Raw genomic sequence first — 24,707 nt, forward strand, 5'->3', positions numbered from 1 at the left:
TCAGATCCAGGGGAGCGCTGCGGCGTCGTCGATGCGGCGGCGCAGGATGCGTTCGAAGTGGGTCGGATCGTGCGGCTGGAGCATATCGGCCTCGCGCGGCAGGTAGAAGTCCCACAGGCGCGATACCCAGAAGCGCAGCGCGCCGGCGCGCAGCATATCTTGCCAGTGCGCCGCCTCCACTGCCGTCAGGGGCCTGACCGCATGATAAGCCCGCAGCATGGCCTGCGCACGTTCCATGTCGATGGTGCCGGTCGCGAGGTCGATGCACCAGTCGTTGACGGTGACGGCCAGGTCGAACAGCCATTTGTCGTCGCCGGCAAAGTAGAAATCGAAGAAGCCGCCGAGCCGGTGGTTGCCGGCGCTGTCAGTGTCGAACAGCGCGTTGTCGCGGAACAGGTCGCAGTGGCAAGGGCCACCCTCCAGCGCGGCGTAGTCACCGCCGCCGAAAAACGCGGTCTGGTGCGCGATTTCCTCGGTCAGCAGCTTGCGCTGCGCGGCATCGAGGAAAGGCGTGATTTCCGGGGTGGTCTGCTGCCACCACGCCAGGCTGCGCAGATTCGGCTGCTTGCGTGGATAGTCCTGGCCGGCGATATGCATGCGCGCCAGCATTGCGCCGACTTCGGCGCAATGGTCGGGCTGCGGTGCAAGTTGCGAGGCGCCGGGCAGGCGCGTGACGATGGTCGCCGGCTTGCCCTTCAGTTCGCGCAGGATCTCGCCGTCGCGGGCTGGCATCGGCGCCGGCACGCAGATGCCGTGCCGTGCCAGATGGTCCATCAGGTGCAGGTAATACGGCAGCTGGTCGAATTGCAGCCGTTCAAAGATCGTCAGTACGTACTCACGTGTGACGCCATCCTGCTCCATGGTCAGGAAAAAGTTGCTGTTCTCGATGCCCGAGGCAATGCCGCGCAGCGCGCGCACTTCGCCAAGGTCATAGTCAAGCAGCCAGCGGGCGATCTCGTCCTGCGAGACCGTGGTGAAAACGGCCATACTGTTCTGTTGGTGCAATTCGGGACGCGACGAACCGAGGGCGGATGGCAATGGCGGTTCGCCGCCGCGGCATCACTGCCGGAGGGCCGGCGCGACCTTCGCCAGGCGCGAGCGCCCGGCGAGGATCGTGGGTAAAAAGACAATCAGGATAACGGGAAAGGCTGCCGTATCAGAACTTCAGGTTCACGGACGGCACGCGGTTCACGTCATGGTCACGAATCTTGGGCGAGCTGTCTTCGGGCTTGCTCATTTCGTACTTGGTGCCGAAACCGGACTGAACCTGGATATCGGTGGCCCGACCCTTGTTGCGGTACTCGGTCACCTGCGTGCCATCGCGCTCGCGCAGCACGAAGCTCGGCTCGCGCGGTTTGTTGATCTCGCTCTTCGCGGCAGGGGCGATCGGTTGGTTGTTGATTTCGTTCAGTTCCTGCTGGGTCAGCGCATTGCTTTCCGCGTTGTCCTGGGCCACGGCATGGGTGGTCACAGTCAGTGCAAGCGCAGCTGCAGCAAGCGCAAGAAGGTAGCCATGACGGCCAATGGCCGTCGGGACATTGGCGAGCCTGGCACCCGTATGCGAAGGGGAAGTCATCTGGGGCTCCTGTGCGTGCGGGCCAGCTGCCCAGCGACGCGGATTTGGCCTGCAAGGACCCGGCGGTGCCGGATCTGGCAGGAGAATGCTTCCATTCTAGCAATTCCTGTCGGTTCCGGGCCGCTCTCGTGCCCTAGCGTCCACCCGCCAGCACCGCCGGCGGGCGTCCATGCCTTACAGATAGAACATTTCTTCCTTGGGCGGAATCGGATGCTCTCCGCCGCGCTTTTCGTAGTACTCGTAGACGGCTTCGAGCACTTCCTGCGGCTCGTCGACGATCTTCATCAGGTCCAGATCGTGCTCGGCGATCAGGCCCATCGGCAGCAGCGTGAAACGGAACCAGTCGAGCAGGCCCTTCCAGAAGCGGCTGCCATACATCACCACGGGCACGGAACGAGACTTGCCGGTTTGTACCAGCGTCAGCACTTCGGCCAGTTCGTCCAGGGTGCCGAAGCCGCCCGGCATGACGATGAATGCATCTGAATTCTTCACGAACGTGACCTTGCGCGTGAAGAAGTGGCGGAACCGCATGGCGATGTCCTGGTACGGATTGCCCTGTTGCTCGTGGGGCAATTCGATATTCAGGCCGACACTGGCGGACTTGCCCGCGTGCGCGCCCTTGTTGGCCGCTTCCATGATGCCGGGGCCTCCGCCGGAGATGACGGCAAAGCCGGCATCCGAGAACAGCCGGGCGATTTCGATGGTCTTCTGGTAGTAAGGCGAGTCCTCGCGCAGGCGCGCGCTGCCGTAGATCGAGACGGCCGGGCGGATCTCCGAAAGGTACTCGGTCGCCTCGATGAACTCTGCCATAATCGTGAACATTTGCCACGAGGCGCGCGCCTTCTTGGCCGTGGCGCGGTCTTCATCGGCCAACGCGCGCAGGCTTGGAATCATCTTGCGCGGATTCGCGCGCGCTGCCGCATCGCGTGCGGCAGCTTCCTGCTCGTCGGGGCCTTTGCCTGCCTCGGCGGCATCGGCCATGGCGGCAATGGCAGCAGCATGTGCGGCCGCTTTATCGGCCCGCTGGTCTGCCTTGTTACCGGCAACGTCAGCAATGTCTGTAGCGGCAAGGGGGGCGGCGTCAGCACCGCCTGCGGGGGCACCAGTCAATTTTGAGTCCATGGGAATGTCGGATAGTCCAAAAACACTCTTGCTCGTCGATGGATCGAGCTATCTATATCGCGCGTATCACGCTCTGCCGGACCTGAGGAATGGCGAAGGTCTGCCCACCGGGGCAATCTACGGCATGATCAATATGCTGCGCAAGCTGCGCAATGATTACCCGGCACAGTATATCGCCTGTGTGTTCGACGCCAAGGGCAAGACGTTCCGGGATGACATGTATCCGGCATACAAGGAGCATCGCCCGTCGATGCCTGAGGACCTTGCGAAGCAGATCGAGCCGATCCACGAGGCCGTGCGCGCGCTTGGCTGGCCGATCGTGGTCGTGGAAGGCGTGGAGGCCGACGACGTGATCGGCACGCTCGCGCTCCAGGCGTCGCAGCAGGGCGTGAACACGGTCGTTTCTACGGGCGACAAGGATCTTGCGCAGCTCGTCAATGACACCGTCACGCTGGTCAACACCATGAGCGGCGAGGTCCTCGATCCGCCGGGTGTGGTGGCGAAGTTCGGCGTGCCGCCCGAGCGCATCGTCGACTACCTGTCGCTGATCGGTGACGCGGTGGACAACGTGCCTGGCGTGCCGAAGGTCGGTCCGAAGACCGCCGTCAAATGGCTGACCGAATACGGCACGCTGGACGAGATCATGGGCAACGCCGAGAAGATCAAGGGCGTGGTGGGCGAGAACCTGCGCAACACGCTCGAATGGCTCCCGCGCGCGCGGGAACTGGTCACGGTCAAGACCGATTGCGACCTGAGCGGTGCCGTTGCCGATTTCCAGGCGCTGCACGACCTTGGCGAAGACAAGGAAAAGCTGATCGCGTTCTTCCAGCGCTACGGATTCAAGTCGTGGCTGCGCGAGGCAACCGGTGAGTCGTTGCCGAACGCACGCGCGGCAGCGCGCGCGGTGCCGAAGCCTACGCCGGCGCAGGGCGGGCTGTTCGATGCGCCGGCGCAGGCCGACGCCCCAGCCGAAGATGTGCCCCCGGCCGAGATCAACTACGAGACCGTGACCACCGAGGCCGCGCTCGACGAATGGCTGCGCAAGATCGCCGATGCGCCGATCGTCGCCGTCGACACCGAAACGACCTCGCTCGATCCGATGCTGGCGCAGCTCGTCGGCATCTCGCTGTCGGTCGAACCGGGCGCGGCTGCCTATATTCCCGTGGCGCATCGCGGCCCGGACGTCGCGGGCCTCGAGAACCATGGCCAGCTCTCGCGCGAGTACGTGCTCGAGCGTATGCGCGGATGGCTCGAGGATCCGACGCGTCCGAAGCTCGGTCAGCACCTGAAGTACGACTCGCACGTGTTTGCCAACCACGGCGTGGCGCTGCGCGGCATCGCGCATGACACGATGTTGGAGAGCTACGTGCTGGCTTCGTACCGCAATCACGGCATGGATAGCCTGGCCGAGCGCCTGCTGAGCCTGAAGACGATCACGTACGAGGAAGTTTGTGGCAAGGGTGCGAACCAGATCGGCTTCGACCAGATCGACCTGCCGCGCGCCACCGAATACGCGGCCGAGGATGCCGACGTGACACTGCGCCTGCATCGCAAGATGCTGCCGCAGCTCGAGGCATCGGAAGGGCTGAAGTACGTCTACGAACAGATCGAGATCCCGGTCTCGGTGGTGCTGCAGAAGATCGAGCGCAACGGCGTGTTGATCGATGCCGACCGCCTGGCCGCGCAGAGCGCCGAGCTGGGTCTACGCATGATGGACCTCGAGCGCGCCGCGCATGATGCGGCGGGCCAGCCGTTCAATCTCGGATCGCCAAAGCAGATCGGCGAGATCCTGTTCAACCAGATGAAGCTGCCGGTGGTCAAGAAGACCGCCAGCGGCGCGCCGTCGACCGATGAAGAGGTGCTGCAGAAGCTGGCGGACGACTATCCGCTGCCCAAGCTGCTGCTGGACTACCGGGGCCTGTCGAAGCTGAAGTCCACCTACACGGACAAGCTGCCGAAGATGGTCAACCCGAATACCGGGCGCGTGCATACGAGCTACGGGCAGGCCACTGCGGTGACGGGTCGCCTGGCATCGACCGATCCGAACCTGCAGAACATTCCGGTGCGTACCGAGGAAGGTCGCCGCATTCGCGAGGCGTTCATCGCCGCGCCCGGCAACGTGATCGTCTCGGCCGACTATTCACAGATCGAACTGCGCATCATGGCGCATATCTCGGGCGACGAAAACCTGCTGCGCGCGTTCGCCAATGGCGAGGATATTCACCGTGCCACGGCCGGCGAAATCTTCGGCGTCGAGCGCGAGGCCGTCAACAGCGAGCAGCGCCGCTATGCGAAGGTGATCAACTTCGGCCTGATCTATGGCATGAGCGCGTTCGGGCTGGCCAGCAACCTTGGCATCGAGCGCGAGGCGGCCAAGCACTATATCGACCGCTACTTCATGCGTTACCCCGGCGTGGCGCACTACATGGAGCAGACGCGCCAGACGGCGCGCGAGCAGGGCTATGTCGAGACTGTGTTCGGCCGCCGCCTCTGGCTGCCGGACATCAACGGCGGCAATGGCCCGCGCCGTCAGGCCGCAGAACGCGCGGCCATCAACGCGCCGATGCAGGGCACCGCGGCCGATCTGATCAAGCTGTCGATGATCGCCGTGCAGGACTGGCTCGAAGGCGAGCGTCTCGGCACGCGCCAGATCATGCAGGTGCATGATGAACTGGTGCTCGAAGTGCCGCAGGCCGAACTCGAACTTGTCCGCGTGAAGCTGCCCGAGCTGATGTGCGCGGTGGCCACCCTCAATGTGCCGTTGGTTGCCGAAGTGGGTAGTGGTGCGAACTGGGAAGAGGCCCACTGATCCTCGCGAAGAGGATGTCCTCAACGCGATGCCGATGTATGCATAAGAGTACTGATTGAAGCGACTGCGGAAGGCTTGTCAGGGGTGCTGCTCTGCAGCACACTGGCAACAATGAACGCATTTGCGGTACATCAAGAAATGCTGCAAGAACATCGGCTTCGCGGCGCAAGACGACAATAGAAAGTCGCCGACGAGGCCTGCCGGTTTTCAAATTGAAAACATCGGGTAGACCATGAGTCACGCATACGACAAAGAGGACAGCACGCAGAGGGAGGCGGCAACCGTAAGTACCCAGCCCAGCACGGTGGCACGATCGGAGAAGCAGGCACACCGGATCATCGTGGTCGGCGGCGGAGCCGGCGGGCTCGAGCTTGTCACGCGGTTGGGCGACAAGCTTGGCAAGTCTGGTACGGCGCAAGTGACGCTGGTCGACCGCTCGCCCACGCACATCTGGAAGCCGCTGCTGCACGAGGTGGCGGCGGGCAGCATGGACCCGAACACGCATCAGCTCGAGTACGTGGCCCAGGCGCGTTGGCACTACTTCGAATTCCAGCAAGGTGAACTGACCGGCATCGATCGGGAGCGCAAGCTTGTCAAGGTGGCGGCGTGTCTCGATCAGGATGGCGCGGAGTTGCTGCCTGCCCGGGAGTTGCCGTATGACACGCTCGTGCTCGCCATCGGTTGCGTCACGCATTTCTTCAGTGTGCCTGGAGCCGCTGAGAACGCGATCGCGCTCGATACGGTCGATCAGGCAGAGCGCTTCCGGCGCAAGCTGATTGCCGCGTGCGTGCGCGCGCAGAACGGCCGGGGCCGAGTCGGTGAGGATGGCCGTCCACGGGTCGACGTGGCGATCATCGGCGCCGGCGCGACGGGGGTCGAACTGTCAGCGGAGTTGCGCAATACGGCGCACGTGCTCAATGCGTACGGGCTGCACCAGCTCGATCCGCGTCGCGACGTACGCATCCATATTGTCGAGGCGGGCCCGCGCATCCTGCCGGCGCTGTCGGAGCGGGTATCGGCCGAGACGACCAAGCTGCTGCGCAAGCTCGATGTCGACGTGTTCACCTCGGAACGCGTGACCGAAGTCACGAAGGACGCCGTGCTGACCGCCAGCGGCAAGCATGTCGATGCCGATCTGACGGTGTGGGCGGCGGGTATTACCGCGCCGGGTGTGTTGCGCACGCTCGGCCTGCCAGTCAGCAAGATGGGCCAGATCGTCGTGGGCCCGACGCTGCAGTGCGAGACGGATCCGGACATCTTCGCGTTCGGCGATTGCGCTGCCGCGCCGTGGCCCGAGAAGCAGACCACCGTGCCGCCGCGCGCTCAGGCCGCGCACCAGCAGGCAACCTTCCTCTATGACGCGATTCGTGCGCGGCTGGCTGGCAAGCCGCTGCCAAAGTTCGGCTTCAAGGATTTCGGCTCGCTGGTGTCGTTGGGCCACTTCAGCGCAGTGGGCAGTCTGATGGGTGGCCTGATCGGTGGTTCGATGTTCATCGAGGGGCTGTTCGCGCGCTTCATGTACACGTCGCTGTACCGGATGCACGTAATGGCGCTGCATGGAGCCATTGGCATGGGGCTGGACACCATCACGCACTGGCTGCGCAGCAAGACCAGCCCGCGCGTGAAGCTGCATTAGGCGCAGCGGGCGGAGGCCGGCGCCACCCAGGATGCGTGCCGCCGGCCCCACTTGTTCCAGGATTGCTTAGAATTGGCGGCGATGTCTGCATCACTTATCCGATTTTCCGTGATCAAGGAGACCGCCCCATGCTGAAGCCCGAAGTCGAAAGCCTCGTTCCTGGTCAGACGTTCGACCGCCGCAGTTTCGTCAAGACCGCACTCGGATCGGCTTTCGCGGCCGCCGTGCTGCCGGTTCACGCCACGACCATCAAGACCGATTTCAAGGGACTGACGGCTGGAGAGGTCACGGTCGAGTCGAATGGTTTCAAGATGCCGGTCTACCGCGCACAGCCCGAAGGCAAGACAAACCTGCCGGTGGTGCTGGTGATCAGCGAGATCTTCGGCGTGCACGAACACATCGCGGATATCTGCCGCCGCTTCGCCAAGCTGGGCTATCTGGCGATTGCGCCCGAGCTGTTCGCGCGTCAGGGTGACCCGAGCAGCTACGGCACGATCCAGGAGTTGCAGGCCAATATCATCCAGAAGGTGCCCGACGCCCAAGTGATGGGCGATCTCGACGCCTGCGTGGCCTGGGCCGGCGCCAATGGTGGCGACCTGAGCCGTCTGGCCATTACCGGGTTCTGCTGGGGAGGTCGCATCACGTGGCTTTACACGGCGCACAACAATCGCGTGAAGGCCGGCGTGGCGTGGTATGGGCAGCTTGTGGGCGAGCCGACAACGCTCAAGCCGCGCAATTCGGTCGATATCGTCAACGAACTCGATGCGCCGGTGCTGGGTCTGTATGGCGGCAAGGACACTGGTATTACGCAGGAGCAGGTGGAGCGGATGAAGGCCGCGCTGGCCGCCTCTTCCAATCCGAACGCCAAGGCGTCGCGGTTCGTGGTCTACCCGGAAGCCGGGCACGCCTTCAACGCCGACTATCGCGCCAGCTATGTGGAGTCGGCTGCCAAGGACGGCTGGCAGCGCTGCCTCGACTGGTTCCGTCAACACAAGGTCGCCTGACCTGACTCACCGGAAGGGCCATCAGGTCCATCTGGCCCTTCCGGCGTTGCGGTCATTGCAAAGACTGTGCGGACGTACGTACAATGCCGCTTTCACGTTTTTGCAACATTGTTGCGTTAATCGGTGGCGCCTGCCCGACTCCGGGCGGACACCGGTTCCGGGGAGCCCATCATCCATTCCACGCTTCTTTACATCCTGCTGGCCGCGACAATCTCGGGCGTCGGCAGCATTTTTGGCGCGGCGCTGCTCTCGCTGACCGTCGCGTCGCGTGTGGTGGAGCGCATGGTGAGCTTTTCGGTCGGAGTGCTGCTGGCCACCGCGCTGCTGCATTCGCTGCCCGAGGCTTTCGAATCCGGCGCCGATCCGCGCGCCCTGTTCGGCACATTGTTGGCGGGGCTTCTTGGCTTCTTCCTGCTGGAGAAGATCTCGCTGCTGCGTCATTCGCATCACCACGAGGGCGACGGGCATCATCACCATCACGGGCATGACCGCGAGGAAGCGGGGCGCAGCGGCCTGACGATCCTGGTGGGCGACACCTTCCACAACTTTGCCGACGGCATCGTGATTGCCGCCGCGTTCCTTGCCAATCCGCATATCGGCATCGTCACCGCGCTGGCGATCGCCGCGCACGAAATCCCCCAGGAAGTGGGCGACTTCATCGTGCTGCTGAATGCCGGGTTCTCGAAGGCACGGGCGTTTGCGTTCAACCTGCTGTCGAGCCTGGCAGCCATCATCGGCGGGCTGGTCGGATATTTCCTGCTCGACCAGCTCACGGCCTGGATTCCATACGTGCTGGTGATCGCGTCGAGCAGCTTCCTCTACATCGCCGTGAGCGATCTGATGCCGCAGATGCAGCGCAAGCCGCGACTCAAGGAGTCGGCGGTGCAGGTGGTGCTGGTGGCGGCCGGCATTGCGGCCATCGTCTTCATCACGAATGGCGTGCACGAGCAACACGGGCATCGCCACTCGCGCACCGCCGCCGGGGTGACATCGAACTGATGTCGCTGGCGGGAATTCCGGCTTAGCTGCCGGTGGCGACTGGCCGCTTCGGGTCAGCGCACCATTCGCTCCAAGAGCCCGGATAGAGCGCCGCGCCGGTCAGGCCGGCGACTTCCAATGCCAGAAGATTGTGGCAGGCCGTGACGCCCGAGCCGCACTGCATCACCGTCTGCGCCGGGGCCTTGCCCGCGAACACCTGTCCGAAGTCGGCGCGCAACTGATCGGCCGGCTTGAAGTAGCCGTCAGCCGTCAGGTTGTCCTTGAAGAAACGATTGGCGGCGCCGGGAATATGGCCGCCCACCGGGTCGAGCGTTTCGTTTTCGCCACGGAAGCGGTCGGCGGCGCGGGCGTCGACGACCAGCAGCGAAGGCTGGCTCAGGTTCGCCACCAGCGCGTCGGCATCCACGGTCTTCACTAGTGACGCACGGCGCGTCAGGTTACCTCCGATCTCCGGCTCGGTCGTTGCGCCATGCTCCAGCGGCAGCCCAGCCGCCACCCACGCATTGCGTCCGCCATCGAGCACGAGCGCCGCGGCATGGCCGACCCAGCGCAGCATCCACCAGAGCCGTGCGGCATACATGCTGCCTTGTCCGTCATAGGCCACGACCAGCGTATCGTCATCAACGCCCAGCACGCGCAGGCGCGCCGCGAACAGTTCGGCATCAGGCAGCGGGTGGCGACCGCTGAGGCCCGTCTTCGGTCCGGAGAGTTCGTTGTCGAGGTGGAGGTAATACGCGCCGGGGATATGGCCCTGTTGATAGCTATCGCGGCCGGCGGCGGGGTTGGTCAGGTCGAACGAGCAGTCGAAGACGACCACGCGCGGCTTGCCGGCGGCGCGCAGTTGGTCGAGTTCGGTGGCGGTGATCAGCGGAGTCGGCATGAAAGTCCTGTCTGCGTTACGTGTCGGGAACATGCCGCCAATGCTACACCGGCCTACACCTCCGGATGCACCTCGGCCTCGAGTGACTTGACCGGGGTGGCCGGCGTGGGGTGTTTGTCTGTAGCGCGTGCGCGGGTGAGCGTGGTGGCGATGCCGCTGGCTACGATCAGTGCCATGCCCAGCCACGAGATCCAGTTGAGCTTGTCGCTCCACACCAGGATGCCCCACAGGCTGGAAAACACGATGCCCGCGTACTGCAGGTTGGCGGTCAGCAGCGTGTTGCCGCGCTTGTAGGCGCGCGTCATCGACGTCTGGCCAAGCGTGGCGAGGATGCCAATCGCCAGGAGCAGGCCCGCGCTATGCCACGTGTGCGGGCTCACGCCGGTAAACAGCATCCAGACCAGGCCGCACACCAGCCCCACGGCCGAGAAATAGAACACGATGCGGCCTTCCGGCTCGCCCAGTTGGCCGAGTTGGCGCACCTCGACATAGGCCAGTGCCGTGAACACGCCCGAGATCAGGCCGATCAGGCCGCCAGTGAGTTGGTCCTGGCCAACCGAGGGTTGCAGCAGGCAGATCACGCCGGCAAACGACAGCAGGATCGCGCCGATCAGCTTGCGATCCGCCGCCCCGGTCGTACCGGCGAGCGCGGCGCTGGCGCCGAGGATCAGGGCGATCCAGACCGGCGACATGTAATTGAGCGTCATGGCCGTGGCCAGTGGCAGCATCGAGATCGAGGTGAACCAGAGCAGCAGCGCGGTCACGCCGAACACGCTGCGCTTGATGTGAGTGGCCATGTGCGGCGTGCGCACCGGCACTCCGCGCGAGGCCAGCATGATCCACATGATCGTCACGCCGATGAGGCTGCGATAGAAGACGATCTCGCCCGTGGTGTAGAACTCGGCCGCCAGCTTGACACCCACCCCCATCAACGAGAACGAGAAGGCGGCGAACAACATCCAGAGCGATTGCATGATGGCGGGCGAGGGCGAGGGGGGGCGGAACGGAAGCGTGTGCCGGTGTCGGCACGGCGCCAAAGGCAGGCAAACCGTTGTAAAAGCAACGAATAAGAGACGGATTCTAGCAGTGCTCCGGCGGCCGCACCAATGCAAAACGGACCGCTCTCGCGGTCCGTTTGCTGGCATCCACCGATAACGGGCGATCAGCGCACGCCAGTTACCTGTTGTAGTCCATCACGCGGCGGTACCACTCGTGGAAGTGCTGCATTCCGTCTTCCATCGGCGACTGGTAGGGGCCGGTCTCGCTGATACCGCGCTTCATCAGCGCCAGGCGGCCAGCGTCCATGCGCTCAGCGATCTCGTCGTCCTCGATGCACGTTTCCATATAGGCAGCGCGCTCGGCCTCGACGAACTCGCGCTCGAACAGCGCGATTTCCTCGGGGTAGTAGAACTCGACGATATTGCGCGTCTTGCGCGGGCCCAACGGGTGCAGCGTCGAAATGCAGAGCACGTTCGGGTACCACTCCACCATGATGTTGGGGAAGTAGGTCAGCCAGATCGCGCCGTGCTTCGGCAGTTGCCCGTTGTTGAAGCGCAACACGGCCTCGTGCCACTTCTCGTACGTAGGGGTGCCCGGGCGCTTCAGGCCAGCATGCAGGCCCACGGTCTGCACGCTATGCCAGTCGCCGAATTCCCACGTGAGGTCGTCGCAGGAGACAAAGCTGCCCAGGCCCGGGTGGAACGGCACGACGTGATAGTCCTCCAGGTAGACCTCGATGAAGGTCTTCCAGTTGTAATCACAGTCGTGGACTTCCACGTGGTCGAGCTTGTAACCGTCGAAGTTCAGGTCCTGCGCCACGCCGAGCTTTGCCAGGTCGGCGCGCACGTCGCGCTTGCCCTCGAACAGCAGGCCGTTCCAGTTCTGCAGCGGCGAGCGGTTCAGGTGCGTGCAGGGTTGCTTCTCGAAGTGCGGCGCGCCGAGCAGGCCACCCTTGAGATCGTATGTCCAGCGATGCAGCGGGCAGACGATGTTCCTGGCATTGCCGCGGCCGTTGAGCATGATGGCCTGGCGATGGCGGCACACGTTCGACAGCAGTTCGATGCCGTCAGGATTGCGCACCAGCATACGGCCTTCGTCCTCGGCGGCCAGCGTCTGAAAGTCGCCGGTCTCCGGCACCATCAGTTCGTGACCGACGTAGCCGGGGCCATTCTTGAACAGCAGTTCCAGTTCTTGTTGATGCAGTGCCTCGTCAAAGTAGACATTCACGGGCAACTGCGAATCAGCCGGCGCCAGCTTGAGCGCGGTGCTGAGATTGGACATTATCCCCACTCCCTATAACAGGCGAAAGCAGTGAACAACCCAACCATCGAAATATGAATCGATTTGGGAAACCGTGTCAGACGAGCAGGATCCGGCCAGGTTCCCCCGGGGTTAGTGATGGGGAAAATGTGCCCGCCGACACACCGCGTATGAGCGGTCATGTTGGTGCGGACGCAACGGCCTGGAACTCGCTGACGAGCCCGGGATTGTACCCGAGCCAAAAAGTTAAGGGCCTGATTTTTTTGCCTTTTTAGCGAAAAAGTCGACCCGGGTCGTCATGGAGGTGCCCTTTCGGGCGCATTCCGAATGACGACCCGGCCGCACACGTCACTTCCCTGTCAAAACCCGGTGCCAGGTAGATATCCACATGGACGATATGGCTATTGCGCCGGTCAGGCGATTCTGCGACCAAGCTCAGGATTGGCGTAAAATCCCGGATTCCCCTGATGAAGGCCTGACATGCCAAGAACCACGACCGCCCCGGTCCAGCCTGAAGATACGCCGGCCGCCAGCGTGCCGCCGGCTTCCTATGAGGCCGCAATGGCCGAGCTGGAAACGCTGGTGGCGAGCATGGAAAGCGGCGATCTGCCGCTCGAGGCATCGCTTGCCGCCTACCGCCGCGGTGCCGAGCTGGTGCGTTTTTGCCAGCAGAGCCTGGAGCGCGTGGCGCAGCAGGTCAAGGTACTCGAAGGTGACGCACTGAAGCCGCTTGCCGGCGAGTCGCGCACCCAGAACAACGCAGATAGCAACAGCGCAGATTTCGAATGAGCGATTTCGCCACCTGGGTGCGGGCGCAGGGCGCCCGCACCGAAGCCGCTTTGGAAGCGGCCCTACCGTCCACGGACACAATTCCACACACCCTCCATGAGGCGATGCGCTATGCTGTGCTCGGCGGTGGCAAGCGTGTGCGCCCCCTGTTAGTGCACGCTGCGGGCGAGGTGGTCGGTGCGACACCCGAGGCTTGCGATGCCGCAGCATGTGCCGTCGAGATGATTCACGCCTATTCGCTGGTCCACGACGACATGCCCTGCATGGACGACGACGATCTGCGCCGCGGACGTCCCACGGTCCACAAGGCCTATGACGAGGCCACGGCCCTGCTGGTGGGTGACGCATTGCAGAGCCAGGCGTTCATCGTGCTGGCCCAGACCCCGGCACTGGCCGCGGAAGCGCGCCTGAAAGTGGTGGCGGAACTGGCCGTGGCATCGGGCTCGGTGGGCATGTGCGGTGGACAAGCCATCGATCTCCAGAACGTCGGCAAGGCCATGACCCGTGAGGCACTCGAAGGCATGCACCGCATGAAGACTGGCGCCCTGTTGCGCGCCAGCGTGCGCATGGGTGCGTTGTGCGGAAACATCGACCAGGCCGGCCTTGTGGCGCTTGATCGATATGCCGCGGCCGTGGGATTGGCGTTCCAGGTCGTGGACGATATTCTCGACGTCACTGCCGACACGGCAACGCTTGGCAAGACGGCGGGCAAGGATGCCGCGAACGACAAGCCGACCTACGTGTCGCTGCTTGGCCTGGATGCCGCACGCGAACTGGCTGCCCAGCTTCGCACCGACGCCCACGAGGCGCTGGAGGGATTCGGCGCACGCGCTGGCCGGCTCGCCGAACTGGCCGACCTGATCGTGCTGCGCTCAAACTGAACTGAAAAGCCGGACGCACAGAATCCGGCGGCCGAACGGACACCATGACCTACACGCTGCTCAATAAAATCGACGACCCCGCGGACCTGCGCAAGCTGGACCGTCGCCAGCTCGACACGCTGGCCGAGGAACTCCGCGCCTACGTGCTCGAATCGGTCTCGCAAACCGGCGGGCACCTGTCGTCCAACCTCGGCACAGTGGAGCTGACGATCGCGCTGCACTATGTCTTCGACACACCGAACGATCGCGTGGTCTGGGACGTGGGTCACCAGAGCTATCCCCACAAGATCCTGACTGGCCGCCGTGACCGCATGTCGACGCTGCGCCAGTATGGTGGCATCTCCGGCTTCCCGCGCCGTGCCGAGAGCGAGTACGACACTTTCGGTACTGCGCATTCGTCGACGTCGATTTCCGCGGCGCTGGGCATGGCGCTCGGTGCCCGTACCCGGGGCGAGAAGCGCGTGGGCATCGCCGTGATCGGCGATGGCGCGATGACCGCCGGCATGGCTTTCGAAGCCATGAACAATGCGGGCGTCTACAAGGACCTGCCGATGCTGGTGGTGCTGAACGACAACGACATGTCGATCTCCCCGCCGGTGGGCATGCTGAACAAGCACCTGGCGCGCCTGATGTCGGGCCAGTTCTACGCGGCCACGAAGAAGGGCATCGAGAAGGTGCTGTCGGTGGCGCCGCCGGTGCTCGAATTCGCCAAGCGTCTGGAAGAACATGCCAAGGGCATGGTCGTGCCGGCCACGCTGTTCGAGGAATTCGGTTTCGACTACGTCGGCCCGATCGACGGCCACGACCTCGAGTCGCTGGTCCCGACGCTGCAGAACATCCGCCAGCGCGCGCTGGAAGGCCACGGCCCGCAGTTCCTGCACGTGGTGACCAAGAAGGGCCAGGGCTACAAGCTGGCCGAGGCCGATCCGATCCTCTACCACGGCCCGGGCAAGTTCAATCCGGCCGAGGGTATCCGTCCGTCGGCCAAACCGTCGCGCAAGACCTACACGCAGGTGTTTGGCGAGTGGCTGTGCGACATGGCCGCGGCCGACAAGCGCCTGATCGGCGTGACGCCGGCCATGCGCGAAGGCTCGGGCATGGTCGAGTTTGAAAAACGCTTCCCGGACCGTTACTACGACGTCGGTATCGCAGAGCAGCACGCGGTGACCTTCGCCGGCGGCCTGGCCTGTGAGGGCCTGAAGCCGGTGGTGGCGATCTACTCGACGTTCCTGCAACGTGGTTACGACCAGCTTATTCACGACGTGGCGCTGCAGAACCTGCCAGTGGTGTTCGCGCTGGACCGCGCTGGTCTGGTAGGCGCGGATGGCGCCACGCACGCCGGTGTGTACGACATCCCGTTCCTGCGCTGCATCCCGAACATGATGGTGATGGCGCCGGCAGACGAGAACGAGTGCCGTCAGTTGCTGACGACCGCGTTCCAGCAGGACTGCCCGACCGCCGTGCGCTATCCGCGCGGCGCCGGCGTCGGCGTGGCCACGCAGCCCGAACTGACCGCGCTGCCGGTGGGCAAGGGCGAGATCCGCCGCGAAGGCCATGCCCGCGCAGGTCAGCGTGTGGCGATCATGGCGTTCGGTTCAATGGTGCATCCGGCCCTGACCGCGGCTGAGCAACTCGATGCCACGGTGGCCAACATGCGTTTCGTGAAGCCGCTCGATGTGGAACTGGTCAAGCAACTGGCCGCCAATCACGACTTCCTGGTCACGGTGGAAGAGGGCGCCACGATGGGCGGTGCCGGTAGCGCCGTGCTCGAGGCGCTGGCCGAGGCGGATATCGCACTGCCGACGTTGGTGCTGGGCCTGCCTGACAAGTTCATCGACCATGGCGATCCGGCGCATCTGCTGTCGCTGTGCGGCCTCGACGCGGCCGGCATCGAGCGTTCGGTGCGCGAGCGCTTCGGCCTGGCGGCGCAACCGGTCAAGGTGGCGAGCGTGGCCTGACGCCAACCGATACAGGTCATACGCGGTACTGAGAACCGGCGCGGCAACCCCGCGCCGGTTTGTTTTTTGGCGCGCGGGAATGGCATTTTTCTGCAGCGCTGCGGCATTATCCGCATGAAATATGCGGATTCACGGCGGGCGGGAACATGACTGTCCAATATCCCGTAAAATCGCCTTTCCGTTTTTGTGTTCGCAGCTGCGGGCCGGCGCCCCCATCCAGCCTGGACCCGTCGTTTCACACTCGTTGCGCGGCGTAGAGATGTTCTGCGAAATCGCCGCGACCGTAAGGATGGCCGCGCCCCCTTTGTCGGCCTCCTGGAGGAAACCGTAGATGAATGACATTAATCCCGCCTTCGTCATGCCCGACGTGCAGTCGAGCGTCGATACCCGCCAGATCGTGATCCAGCGCGTCGGCGTGAAGGGCGTGCGATATCCGCTGACGCTGAAGACGCCTGCCGGCGCAGTGGGCACGGTCGGTACGTTCAATATGGACGTGCGCCTGCCGGCCGACCAGAAGGGCACGCACATGTCGCGCTTCGTGGCCCTGCTCGAGGAAAACCGGGCGCCGCTGGACCTGGCCGCTTTCCGCGCGCTGGTCGACGACATGCTGGTTCGCCTGGAAGCCGATGCGGGCCGTATCGAAGTGTCGTTCCCGTACTTCATCACGAAGACCGCGCCGGTGTCGGGCGTGCAGTCGCTGCTGGACTACGAAGTCACGCTCGTGGCTGAGGCGCGTGACGGCCAGACACGCATGTTCATGACCGCGCTGGTGCCGGTGACGAGCCTGTGCCCGTGCTCGAAGAAGATCTCGCAGTACGGCGCGCACAACCAGCGCTCGCATATCACGATGCGCGTGGAGCTTGCCGGTGACCTCGATGTCGAGGCGCTGGTGCGCATGGCTGAGGAAGAGGCATCGTGCGAACTGTGGGGTCTGCTCAAGCGCCCCGACGAGAAGTTCGTTACCGAGCGTGCCTACGAGAATCCGAAGTTCGTGGAAGACCTGGTGCGCGATATCGCGATGCGGCTGAACGCAGACGATCGCATCGTCGCATACACGCTGGAAGCCGAGAATTTCGAATCGATCCACAATCACAGCGCCTATGCTGTGATCGAGCACGACAAGCGGCATCAGTAACGGTTGCTTGTTTTTCGCCCCTCGCCCACGTGTGGGAGAGGGGCGCGTTGCCGCATCAGGCTGGTATCAGACCAGCGTCACCGCAGGCGTTCCCGCCGCAACCTCCACCACCTGCACACTGGCTGTCGCTGGCATCGCCGGGGCCACGCCGCCCGCGATCGGCTTGAGCTTGTGAAAGCTGCAACTCAGCTTCGAAGCCGTCAGCGTCACCACCGCGTAACCCTGCGCGTCGGAGTTCACATACGTCAGCCACGGATTGAACGACGTCAGCGTCGTGTTGAACGTGTTCACCATCGCCCCGTTGCCATCGGTCGTGTAGACCAGCGGTTTAGCGTCCGCGAATGCCGCGTCGCTGTCTACCACGCTCTTGAAGTAGCTTTGGAACGAGTTGCTCGACAGACCCGCCGTGACCAGATCCACCATGACCGGGACCGGCGTCGCGGCGTCGTAGTCGTCCATGACCGGGCCCGCGAAGAACGCGTGAATGTCGCCGGTCAGCGCCACCACATTGCTGATGCGCTGCGTCTTCAGGAAGGCCATCATGGCCTTGCGCTCGGCGTTGTAGCCATCCCACTGGTCGGCGTTGAGAATGAACTGGTCGATCAGCATCGCAGGTGGCAGACCACCGGTCAGCGCGGCCACGATGGCGTTGATCTGGAGCGCGGGCACGGTCAGCCCCGTCAGCAGGCCGCGCAACTGGGTAAAGGCCGGCGCCTGGTAGCTGTTGGCGGCCTTTGCGTCCTTCAGATCCTGCGCAATGGCGCCGGTCAGGGGCCGCTTCTGCGATGCCAGCGCGGGAATTTGCGCGATCACGGCGTCGGCCAGCAACGATCCGACCGCCAGCGCCCCGTCAATCTGCATGCGTAGCAACGAGACCTCGTTGCCCCACAGCTTCCACGTGGTCGTGGCATTGCCTATCTGCTGTTGCCACCAGCCGCGTTGGGTGTCGCCAAGGATCGACACCGGCGTCAGCGCGCCACCAGCGGCGGCCAGCTTGCTGCCTTCCAGCGCGGCCAGCGTGGTCTTCGGCACGAAGTAGCGGCTGCCGATTTCGCTGCCCGCCGCCTGTTCCGGAATCACATGATCGGCGCGATAGAGCCGCTCGTCCGTCATCACCAGCGTGGCCAGGTTGCCGAACGTGAACGAACGGTAGATCTGGATGTTGTGGAACGACGTATCCGCCTGGTCGAAGCTGACGTCGGCTGGCATGAACTCGAACCACGCCTGGTTCGCCGCGCGCCGGCGCGCGGTGCGCGGCGTGGCATCGTCAGCGGCGGTATAGGTCTGATGGTCCTGCCAGCAGTCGTCGGAGAATTCGTGATCGTCCCAGATTGCGATCACGGGAAAGCGCGCGTGCAGCGCCTGCAGGCGTGGATCGCTGCGATATGACTTGTAGAGGTAGCGATAGTCGTCGATTGTGGTCGCGTAGTGAGCGCCATCGTCGCGCAGCGTGCCGTTGGGCAACGTCAATTGCGCATGGCGCGTTTCCACCTTGCCGGTCTGGAACGCCGCGCCGACGGTCTCGTAGATGTAGTCGCCCATGTGGACCACGAAATCGAGGTCTTCGTTGACAAGCTCCTCCATGCCGGCCCAGTGATTCACGCTCCAGTCCTGGCAGGTGATGAAGGCGAACTTCAGTTGCGACAGTGGCGTGCCGGCGGTGGGCGCGGTCTTGGTGCGGCCCACGGGGCTGGTCTGATTGCCAACCTGGAAACGGTAGTAGTACGTGGTGCCGGCGGACAGACCCGTCACCTTGTTGCGCAGCGTGTAGTCCCAGTCAGGCGAGGCAGCCAGTGTGCTGTTGACGATCAGCGTGCTGAAGTCCGCCTGTGTCGACACCTGCAGTTGCACGTTGACGGGCTTGCTGCCGTTGTTGCCGTCCACGCGCGTCCAGAGCATGACGCTATCGGGTTTCGGGTCGCCGGATGCCACGCCTTGCTGGAACGTGAACGTGTTGCCCGGCTCGTTGGCGGGCGGCGTCGTGGGCGGATTGGTCGAGGGGGTGGCGGGCGAGGCGTTGTCGTCACCACCGCAGCCGGCCAGGCCGGTGGTGGCCACCGTCACGGTGACGAAACTTCCCCATTGCAGAAATTTGCGGCGATCCACTTTGCGTTCCCTTCCTTGTTATGTGATGCAGGAATCGCAAATTGTTCGGTGGTCCCGTGACCACCATGTGTCTGGATGTCAGCTCGATTAGAGCTTTTCTACGAAGTCCGGGCCTCGGGCAGGCGGATATCGGCCAGATCCCACCGTGGCGTCACGCCATAGTCGTAGCCGTGCCGGGCAAGCTCCGGCGCGGCCTTCAGGCGCATCGCGCCGGCAAACGCGATCATCGCGCCATTGTCAGTGCAGAACGCCAGATCGGGGTAGAACACCTCGACCTTGCGGCGCTTGCCCATCTCATTGAGCCGTTCGCGCAGTTGCCGATTCGCGCCCACGCCGCCCGCAACCACGAGCCGCTTGTCGCCGGTCTGCTTGAGCGCGGCGAACGACTTGGCGGCCAGTACGTCGACGATCGCATCGACGAACGCGCGCGCCAGATTGGCGCGGTCCTGCTCACAGGCATTGCTGAGCTTGCGTGTCTGCGTCAGCACGGCGGTCTTGAGGCCAGCGAACGAGAAATCGAGATTGCCAGAATGCAGCATCGGCCGCGGCAGTTCGAAGGCGCCGGGGTTGCCGAATTCCGCCAGCCGCGACACTTCCGGGCCGCCCGGATACCCGAGGCCCAGCAGCTTGGCGGTCTTGTCGAATGCTTCGCCGGCGGCGTCGTCGAGCGTTTCGCCGAGCAGCTTGTAGTCGCCGATGCCCTTTACTTCCATGAGCTGGGTGTGCCCACCAGACACCAGCAGCGCCACGAACGGGAACGGCGGCGGGGCACTCGTCAGCAGTGGCGAGAGCAGATGGCCTTCCAGGTGGTGCACGCCGATCATCGGCACGCCGAGCGCGAAGCCCAGCGCATTGGCCACCGATGCGCCCACCAGCAGCGCGCCGGCCAGTCCGGGGCCCTGCGTGTAAGCGATGGCGTCGATGTCCGCGCGCGTGCGGCCCGCATCGTCCAGTACCTGCTGCAACAGCGGCAGCACGCGCCGGATATGGTCGCGTGATGCGAGTTCGGGCACCACGCCGCCGTATTCGCGATGCATGGCGATCTGCGAGTGCAGCGCGTGCGCGAGCAGGCCGGCCTCGGTGTCGTAGAGGGCCAGCCCGGTTTCGTCACAGGAGGATTCGATACCGAGGACAAGCATGGCGTTTCTGGTGCGGCTGGCAGCGCCCGTGCAGGCATCTGCAGCGATCGTGCCGGCAAAATCTGAAGGCCAGCAGGGTAGCACACCGGGGCCAGGCGCGCTCGCGGGCCCGCATTTCGATACAATCCGGGCTTCGTTGAAGGGGTGGCATGACTCAGGGCAGACAAGACCGGTTCGATGTGGCGGTGCTGGGCGCGGGAGCCGCCGGCATGATGTGTGCCGCCGTGGCCGGGCAGCGCGGCGCGCGCGTGGTGTTGATCGACCACGCCACGAAGCTGGCGGAGAAGATCCGTATTTCCGGCGGCGGGCGGTGCAATTTCACGAATCTCCAGGCCAGCCCGGCCAACTATTTGTCGTCCAACCCCCATTTCTGCCGCTCGGCGCTGGCGCGCTACACGCCGCAAGATTTCCTGGCGCTGATGCGCCGCTACGACATTGGTTGGCACGAGAAGCATCGCGGCCAACTGTTCTGCAATGACAGCGCCGAAGACGTGATCAACCTGCTGCGCGCTGAGTGCGAGGCTGGCGGCGTGCGCTGGCAGACCGGCTGCAGCATCCATGAGATCCGCCGCGAGGGTGCCGACTACCTGTTGCTGACATCCCAGGGCACGGTGCGAGCCGGCGCGCTGGTGGTCGCTACCGGCGGGCTGTCGATCCCGAAGATCGGCGCAACGGACTTCGGCTATGCCATCGCCCGTCAGTTCGGCCTGAAAATCATCGACACGCGACCGGCCCTGGTACCGCTGACGTTCGACGGCCAGGCGTGGCAGCCGTTCGTGCCCTTGGCGGGGGTGTCGATGGAAGTCGATATATCCACGGGCAGCGGCAAGACCGCGGGCACGTTCAAGGAAGACCTGCTGTGGACGCATCGGGGCTTGTCCGGGCCGGCGGTGCTGCAGATCTCCAGCTACTGGCGCCCCGGAACGCCGATCGAGATTGACCTGTTCGATGGCGAGGACGCCGCCGCGTGGTTGATCGGGCACAAGAAGAGCAGCCGTAAGCATCTGAACAATCTGCTGGGCGAGCGTCTGCCGTCGCGACTGGCCGACGCATGGTGCGCGGCGGTGGGGCTGCAAGGCACGCAATCCGTGGCCGATATGCCGGACAAGGCACTGCGCCAACTGGGCGAATCGCTGAATCGTTGGCGGCTAGTGCCGTCCGGCACCGAGGGCTACAAGAAGGCCGAAGTGACACTGGGTGGTGTCGATACGCGCGGACTGTCGTCGAACACGATGATGGCGCGGGAAGTCGACGGACTTTATTTCATTGGCGAGGTCGTGGACGTGACCGGATGGCTCGGCGGCTACAACTTCCAGTGGGCCTGGGCATCGGCGGTGGCGGCTGGGGAAGCCGTGGCCGAGGCGGCTCGCGGCGCAGGCGCTGTTGCGTAGGCAGCATGTGTCGGCCCGCATGTTGGCCCTCGTGCCGGCCCTCATGTGCAGCTTGGCAGACCTTGCGCTAGAATCGTCGCTCTCGTAAAGCCGCCGGCGCGGTGCCGGCGCAATCCCACCCGGTTTTCTCATTGCATTTCGGCCGCCATATGACGACGATTCGCCTTAAGGAAAATGAACCGTTTGAAGTTGCGCTGCGTCGCTTCAAGCGCACCATCGAGAAGAATGGCCTGCTCCCCGAACTGCGGGCGCGGGAGTTTTACGAGAAGCCCACCGCCGAACGCAAACGCAAGCGCGACGCCGCCGTCAAGCGCAATTACAAGCGCCTGCGCAGCCAGATGCTGCCGAAGAAGCTATACTGACCGTGTCTTAGCGTCAGCACGAAACCCGCTGTGAGCATGGCTCCGGCGGGTTTTTGCGTTATGGTCGGGTTTGCCCCGCTCGCGTCCGTTGCTGGCGCGTAATCCAACTTTTCGGAAGATTGCCATGTCCCTCAAAGCCCGCATCAACGATGACATGAAGGCCGCCATGCGTGCCCGTGAAGCCGAGCGTCTCGGCACCGTCCGCCTGCTGCTGGCGGCCATCAAGCAGCGCGAGGTGGACGAACGCATCGAACTGGACGACGCTGGCATCACCGCCGTGATCGACAAGATGATCAAGCAGCGCAAGGACTCGATCTCCCAGTTCGAGCAGGCGGGCCGCGATGATCTGGTTGCCAAGGAAAAGGCCGAACTCGACGTGCTGGTAGCCTATATGCCGGCACAGCTCTCCGACGCGGAAGTGGCTGCCGAGGTTCAGAAGGCCGTGACCGAAAGCGGCGCAGCCGGTCCGCAGGACATGGGCAAGGTCATGGGCCTGGTGAAGGCCCGCCTGGCCGGCCGTGCCGACATGACCGCGGTTTCCGGGCTGGTGAAGGCCGCGCTCGCGCCGAAGTAAGCCTCTCATCGGTCAGAATCATTGCCGTCAGCAGATGTAATGCGTGATGTTGTCTGCGCGTTGATGAAAATTGCGCGTAGATGTCAGCAATCCCAAGTGGCGCGTTGCATCTGCACTACAATGATTCGATAGCCGCCGGGCGACGCCCCGGTCACGTATTCCAGAAAACTTCGAAACGGCCGCCGGCGTTTTGCCCGGCAGGCCGTGCCATCAGGACGGTCAGTCGGGTGATTCCGCAATCCTTTATTCAGGACCTGCTCAACCGCGTCGACATTGTCGATGTGGTGGGCAAGTACGTGCAGTTGAAGAAGGGCGGCGCCAACTTCATGGGCCTGTGCCCGTTCCATAACGAGAAGTCCCCGTCCTTTACCGTATCGCCGACCAAGCAGTTCTATCACTGCTTCGGCTGCGGCGCGCATGGATCCGCCATCGGGTTCCTGATGGAGTACTCGGGGCAGTCCTACCCGGACGCGGTGCGCGAGCTGGCCCAGTCGGTCGGCCTGTCCGTGCCGGAGGAGCGCAATAGCTTGCCACCCGCCCAGCGGGCAGAGCAGCAAGCCAGGTCGTTGGCGCTGACAGATGCCATGACGCGTGCCACTGACTTCTACAAGAAGCAGTTGCGCGGCGCCCCGCAGGCCATCCAGTACCTCAAGGGTCGTGGCCTGACCGGCGAGATTGCCGCTCACTTCGGTCTTGGCTACGCGCCGGACGACTGGCAAGGGCTGGAGACCGTGTTCGGAAGCTATCGCGATGACGCCATCGCCGGCCCGCTGGTGGAGGCCGGGCTGCTGATCGAATCTCAGGACAAACGCGATGCCGATGGCAAGCCGCGTCGCTACGACCGCTTCCGCGATCGCATCATGTTCCCGATTCGCAATACGAAGGGCAATGTGATCGGATTTGGCGGCCGCGTGATGGGGCAGGGCGAGCCAAAGTACCTGAATTCCCCGGAAACGCCGCTCTTCAGCAAGGGAACGGAGCTCTACGGTCTGTTCGAGGCGCGTCACGCAATCCGCGAAAATGGCTACGTGTTGGTGGTAGAAGGCTACATGGATGTGGTCGCGCTGGCTCAGCTCGGGTTTGCCAATGCCGTCGCCACACTTGGCACGGCCTGCACGCCGGTTCATGTGCAGAAGCTGATGCGCCAGACCGACGCCGTGGTGTTCTCGTTCGATGGTGACGCCGCTGGCCGCCGTGCCGCGCGCCGCGCGCTGGAAGCCTGCCTGCCGCACGTGGCGGATAACAAGACGATCCGCTTCCTTTTCCTGCCGGCCGAACACGACCCGGATAGCTACGTCCGCGAGGAGGGAACCGACGCGTTCGCGCGCCAGGTTCAGAACGCGATGCCTTTGTCGCGCTTCTTGCTGCAAATCGTCACGGAAGATCAGGATCTGCGCCAGCCCGAAGGCCGTGCCCGCGCGCAGTACGAGGCCAAGCCGCTGCTCCAGGCGATGCCTGCCGGTGGCTTGCGGCTGCAGATCGTGCGCGAACTTGCCGATACCACAAGCACCACGCCGGCCGAGATCGAGGCGATTTGTGGCCTGGGCAGCGATTCCTCACGGGTTGGTCGATTCGCTCAGCCGCGCCCGCGCGCGCGGCGTCAGGCGCCGACGGGGCTCGAACAGCGCGTGATCCAGTTGCTGATGTGCTACCCGTCGCTGGCGGCCCGGCTCGATGGGGACGCACGCGCATTGCTGCTTGACCCCCAGCACTCCGGATCCGAGGCGCTGGGCTACCTGGTGTCCGCTTGCGACGGCATTCAGGGTGAGGTGAACTTCGCGGCCTTCAGCGAGCAGTTGGCGCAAACGCCCTACGCCGATGTCTACGCGAGCGCACGCACGGCGGTACTGCGCGAGGAAATCGAAGAGGAGCCGGCGACGCATGAGTTCGACGGCGCCGTCCACAAGTTGCTGGCCGAGCCGCTGGAGCGCGAGCAGAAGGCGCTCGAGACCATGGTGAGCGCGGGCACGGCCGACGAAGAGACCAAGGCGCGATATCTCTGGCTATCGCGCGAAGTGCAGCGGCGCAGGCAAATGGGCTGGCGGCCCGCCGCCATGGAGGATAGTTGAACCGATTTTCGGCGTGAG

Annotated in this window: 20 protein-coding genes; 12 read left to right on the plus strand and 8 right to left on the minus strand. The window is 64.2% G+C overall.

Going from position 1 to position 24,707, the window contains the following annotated elements; genetic code table 11:
- The 3 genes from B2246_RS26070 to B2246_RS26080 form a co-directional block, all read right to left on the minus strand.
- Positions 1 to 987, minus strand: coding sequence for a homoserine kinase (locus B2246_RS26070; protein ID WP_008649819.1), 987 nt, complete (start codon positions 985 to 987; stop codon positions 1 to 3).
- 169 nt (positions 988 to 1,156) lie between these two features.
- Entirely contained in the window at positions 1,157 to 1,576 is a 420-nt protein-coding gene (locus B2246_RS26075) for a DUF2782 domain-containing protein (protein ID WP_008649820.1), read from the minus strand.
- Positions 1,577 to 1,750: 174 nt separating this feature from the next.
- A complete protein-coding gene (locus B2246_RS26080) occupies positions 1,751 to 2,557 on the minus strand; it encodes a TIGR00730 family Rossman fold protein (RefSeq protein WP_411431813.1) in 807 nt (268 codons plus the stop codon).
- A 145-nt stretch (positions 2,558 to 2,702) separates the two neighbouring features.
- On the opposite strand from B2246_RS26080, the gene polA reads away from it, so the two are divergent.
- The 4 genes from polA (at position 2,703) to B2246_RS26100 (ending at position 9,146) form a co-directional block, all read left to right on the plus strand.
- Complete coding sequence (gene polA, locus B2246_RS26085; RefSeq protein ID WP_286881534.1) at positions 2,703 to 5,507, plus strand: DNA polymerase I; 2,805 nt, start codon at positions 2,703 to 2,705, stop codon at positions 5,505 to 5,507.
- Between the two features lie 232 nt (positions 5,508 to 5,739).
- The gene (locus B2246_RS26090; RefSeq protein ID WP_286881532.1) at positions 5,740 to 7,143 is read left to right on the plus strand and encodes an NAD(P)/FAD-dependent oxidoreductase; all 1,404 of its coding nucleotides are present in this window, start codon (positions 5,740 to 5,742) and stop codon (positions 7,141 to 7,143) included.
- A gap of 128 nt (positions 7,144 to 7,271) precedes the next feature.
- Entirely contained in the window at positions 7,272 to 8,147 is an 876-nt protein-coding gene (locus B2246_RS26095) for a dienelactone hydrolase family protein (protein ID WP_008649833.1), read from the plus strand.
- Between the two features lie 123 nt (positions 8,148 to 8,270).
- Positions 8,271 to 9,146: a ZIP family metal transporter gene (locus B2246_RS26100; protein ID WP_186424897.1), complete on the plus strand. Its 876-nt coding sequence runs from the start codon at positions 8,271 to 8,273 to the stop codon at positions 9,144 to 9,146.
- A 22-nt stretch (positions 9,147 to 9,168) separates the two neighbouring features.
- Here the strand turns inward: B2246_RS26100 and B2246_RS26105 are convergent, their stop codons facing one another.
- The 3 genes from B2246_RS26105 to B2246_RS26115 all read right to left on the minus strand — a co-directional run bounded on the left by B2246_RS26105 (position 9,169) and on the right by B2246_RS26115 (position 12,306).
- On the minus strand, positions 9,169 to 10,026 hold the full coding sequence (locus B2246_RS26105) for a sulfurtransferase (protein WP_035884808.1): 858 nt from the start codon (positions 10,024 to 10,026) through the stop codon (positions 9,169 to 9,171).
- Between the two features lie 53 nt (positions 10,027 to 10,079).
- Complete coding sequence (locus B2246_RS26110; protein WP_035884809.1) at positions 10,080 to 11,000, minus strand: DMT family transporter; 921 nt, start codon at positions 10,998 to 11,000, stop codon at positions 10,080 to 10,082.
- A gap of 202 nt (positions 11,001 to 11,202) precedes the next feature.
- The gene (locus B2246_RS26115) at positions 11,203 to 12,306 is read right to left on the minus strand and encodes an aromatic ring-hydroxylating oxygenase subunit alpha (RefSeq protein WP_008649842.1); all 1,104 of its coding nucleotides are present in this window, start codon (positions 12,304 to 12,306) and stop codon (positions 11,203 to 11,205) included.
- Between the two features lie 459 nt (positions 12,307 to 12,765).
- Here B2246_RS26115 and B2246_RS26120 point away from each other — a divergent pair, with 459 nt between their 5' ends.
- From B2246_RS26120 to folE2, 4 genes are all read left to right on the plus strand, one after another.
- Complete coding sequence (locus tag B2246_RS26120) at positions 12,766 to 13,074, plus strand: exodeoxyribonuclease VII small subunit (protein ID WP_008649843.1); 309 nt, start codon at positions 12,766 to 12,768, stop codon at positions 13,072 to 13,074.
- Positions 13,071 to 13,955, plus strand: coding sequence for a polyprenyl synthetase family protein (locus B2246_RS26125; RefSeq protein WP_286881527.1), 885 nt, complete (start codon positions 13,071 to 13,073; stop codon positions 13,953 to 13,955). The genes B2246_RS26120 and B2246_RS26125 overlap by 4 nt, the downstream gene beginning before the upstream one ends.
- A 44-nt stretch (positions 13,956 to 13,999) precedes the next feature.
- The gene (dxs, locus tag B2246_RS26130) at positions 14,000 to 15,913 is read left to right on the plus strand and encodes a 1-deoxy-D-xylulose-5-phosphate synthase (RefSeq protein ID WP_008649846.1); all 1,914 of its coding nucleotides are present in this window, start codon (positions 14,000 to 14,002) and stop codon (positions 15,911 to 15,913) included.
- A 331-nt stretch (positions 15,914 to 16,244) separates the two neighbouring features.
- Positions 16,245 to 17,048, plus strand: a complete 804-nt coding sequence (gene folE2, locus B2246_RS26135; RefSeq protein WP_008649847.1) for a GTP cyclohydrolase FolE2 — start codon at positions 16,245 to 16,247, stop codon at positions 17,046 to 17,048.
- Positions 17,049 to 17,114: 66 nt separating this feature from the next.
- On the opposite strand, the gene B2246_RS26140 is transcribed toward folE2, so the two are convergent.
- Together B2246_RS26140 and tsaD are read right to left on the minus strand one after the other, a co-directional pair.
- Entirely contained in the window at positions 17,115 to 19,154 is a 2,040-nt protein-coding gene (locus B2246_RS26140) for an alkaline phosphatase D family protein (protein WP_008649848.1), read from the minus strand.
- Positions 19,155 to 19,252: 98 nt separating this feature from the next.
- Complete coding sequence (gene tsaD, locus B2246_RS26145) at positions 19,253 to 20,293, minus strand: tRNA (adenosine(37)-N6)-threonylcarbamoyltransferase complex transferase subunit TsaD (RefSeq protein WP_008649849.1); 1,041 nt, start codon at positions 20,291 to 20,293, stop codon at positions 19,253 to 19,255.
- A gap of 149 nt (positions 20,294 to 20,442) precedes the next feature.
- Between tsaD and B2246_RS26150 the strand changes: the two genes are divergently transcribed.
- The 4 genes from B2246_RS26150 (at position 20,443) to dnaG (ending at position 24,689) form a co-directional block, all read left to right on the plus strand.
- Positions 20,443 to 21,684: an NAD(P)/FAD-dependent oxidoreductase gene (locus B2246_RS26150; protein ID WP_008649851.1), complete on the plus strand. Its 1,242-nt coding sequence runs from the start codon at positions 20,443 to 20,445 to the stop codon at positions 21,682 to 21,684.
- 149 nt (positions 21,685 to 21,833) lie between these two features.
- Entirely contained in the window at positions 21,834 to 22,046 is a 213-nt protein-coding gene (gene rpsU / locus B2246_RS26155; protein WP_008649856.1) for a 30S ribosomal protein S21, read from the plus strand.
- Between the two features lie 124 nt (positions 22,047 to 22,170).
- Entirely contained in the window at positions 22,171 to 22,620 is a 450-nt protein-coding gene (locus B2246_RS26160) for a GatB/YqeY domain-containing protein (RefSeq protein WP_008649861.1), read from the plus strand.
- A gap of 227 nt (positions 22,621 to 22,847) precedes the next feature.
- Positions 22,848 to 24,689 carry a DNA primase gene (dnaG, locus tag B2246_RS26165; protein WP_035884811.1) on the plus strand — a complete coding sequence of 614 codons (1,842 nt, stop codon included), beginning with the start codon at positions 22,848 to 22,850 and terminating at the stop codon, positions 24,687 to 24,689.
- The last annotated feature ends 18 nt before the right edge of the window (positions 24,690 to 24,707 follow it).

This window comes from Cupriavidus sp. UBA2010 (genome assembly GCF_002335265.1).
Classification (GTDB): domain Bacteria; phylum Pseudomonadota; class Gammaproteobacteria; order Burkholderiales; family Burkholderiaceae; genus Cupriavidus; species Cupriavidus metallidurans.

Bases quoted from the DNA above. Each gene is read 5' to 3' on its own strand.
- B2246_RS26125 (WP_286881527.1), top strand. From the start codon at position 13,071: ATGAGCGATTTCGCCACCTGGGTGCGGGCGCAGGGCGCCCGCACCGAA.
- polA (WP_286881534.1), top strand. From the start codon at position 2,703: ATGTCGGATAGTCCAAAAACACTCTTGCTCGTCGATGGATCGAGCTAT.
- B2246_RS26070 (WP_008649819.1), bottom strand. From the start codon at position 987: ATGGCCGTTTTCACCACGGTCTCGCAGGACGAGATCGCCCGCTGGCTG.
- B2246_RS26115 (WP_008649842.1), bottom strand. From the start codon at position 12,306: ATGTCCAATCTCAGCACCGCGCTCAAGCTGGCGCCGGCTGATTCGCAG.
- rpsU (WP_008649856.1), top strand. From the start codon at position 21,834: ATGACGACGATTCGCCTTAAGGAAAATGAACCGTTTGAAGTTGCGCTG.
- B2246_RS26090 (WP_286881532.1), top strand. From the start codon at position 5,740: ATGAGTCACGCATACGACAAAGAGGACAGCACGCAGAGGGAGGCGGCA.
- B2246_RS26110 (WP_035884809.1), bottom strand. From the start codon at position 11,000: ATGCAATCGCTCTGGATGTTGTTCGCCGCCTTCTCGTTCTCGTTGATG.
- tsaD (WP_008649849.1), bottom strand. From the start codon at position 20,293: ATGCTTGTCCTCGGTATCGAATCCTCCTGTGACGAAACCGGGCTGGCC.
- folE2 (WP_008649847.1), top strand. From the start codon at position 16,245: ATGAATGACATTAATCCCGCCTTCGTCATGCCCGACGTGCAGTCGAGC.
- B2246_RS26160 (WP_008649861.1), top strand. From the start codon at position 22,171: ATGTCCCTCAAAGCCCGCATCAACGATGACATGAAGGCCGCCATGCGT.
- dxs (WP_008649846.1), top strand. From the start codon at position 14,000: ATGACCTACACGCTGCTCAATAAAATCGACGACCCCGCGGACCTGCGC.
- B2246_RS26095 (WP_008649833.1), top strand. From the start codon at position 7,272: ATGCTGAAGCCCGAAGTCGAAAGCCTCGTTCCTGGTCAGACGTTCGAC.
- B2246_RS26080 (WP_411431813.1), bottom strand. From the start codon at position 2,557: ATGGCCGATGCCGCCGAGGCAGGCAAAGGCCCCGACGAGCAGGAAGCT.
- B2246_RS26150 (WP_008649851.1), top strand. From the start codon at position 20,443: ATGACTCAGGGCAGACAAGACCGGTTCGATGTGGCGGTGCTGGGCGCG.
- B2246_RS26075 (WP_008649820.1), bottom strand. From the start codon at position 1,576: ATGACTTCCCCTTCGCATACGGGTGCCAGGCTCGCCAATGTCCCGACG.
- B2246_RS26105 (WP_035884808.1), bottom strand. From the start codon at position 10,026: ATGCCGACTCCGCTGATCACCGCCACCGAACTCGACCAACTGCGCGCC.
- B2246_RS26120 (WP_008649843.1), top strand. From the start codon at position 12,766: ATGCCAAGAACCACGACCGCCCCGGTCCAGCCTGAAGATACGCCGGCC.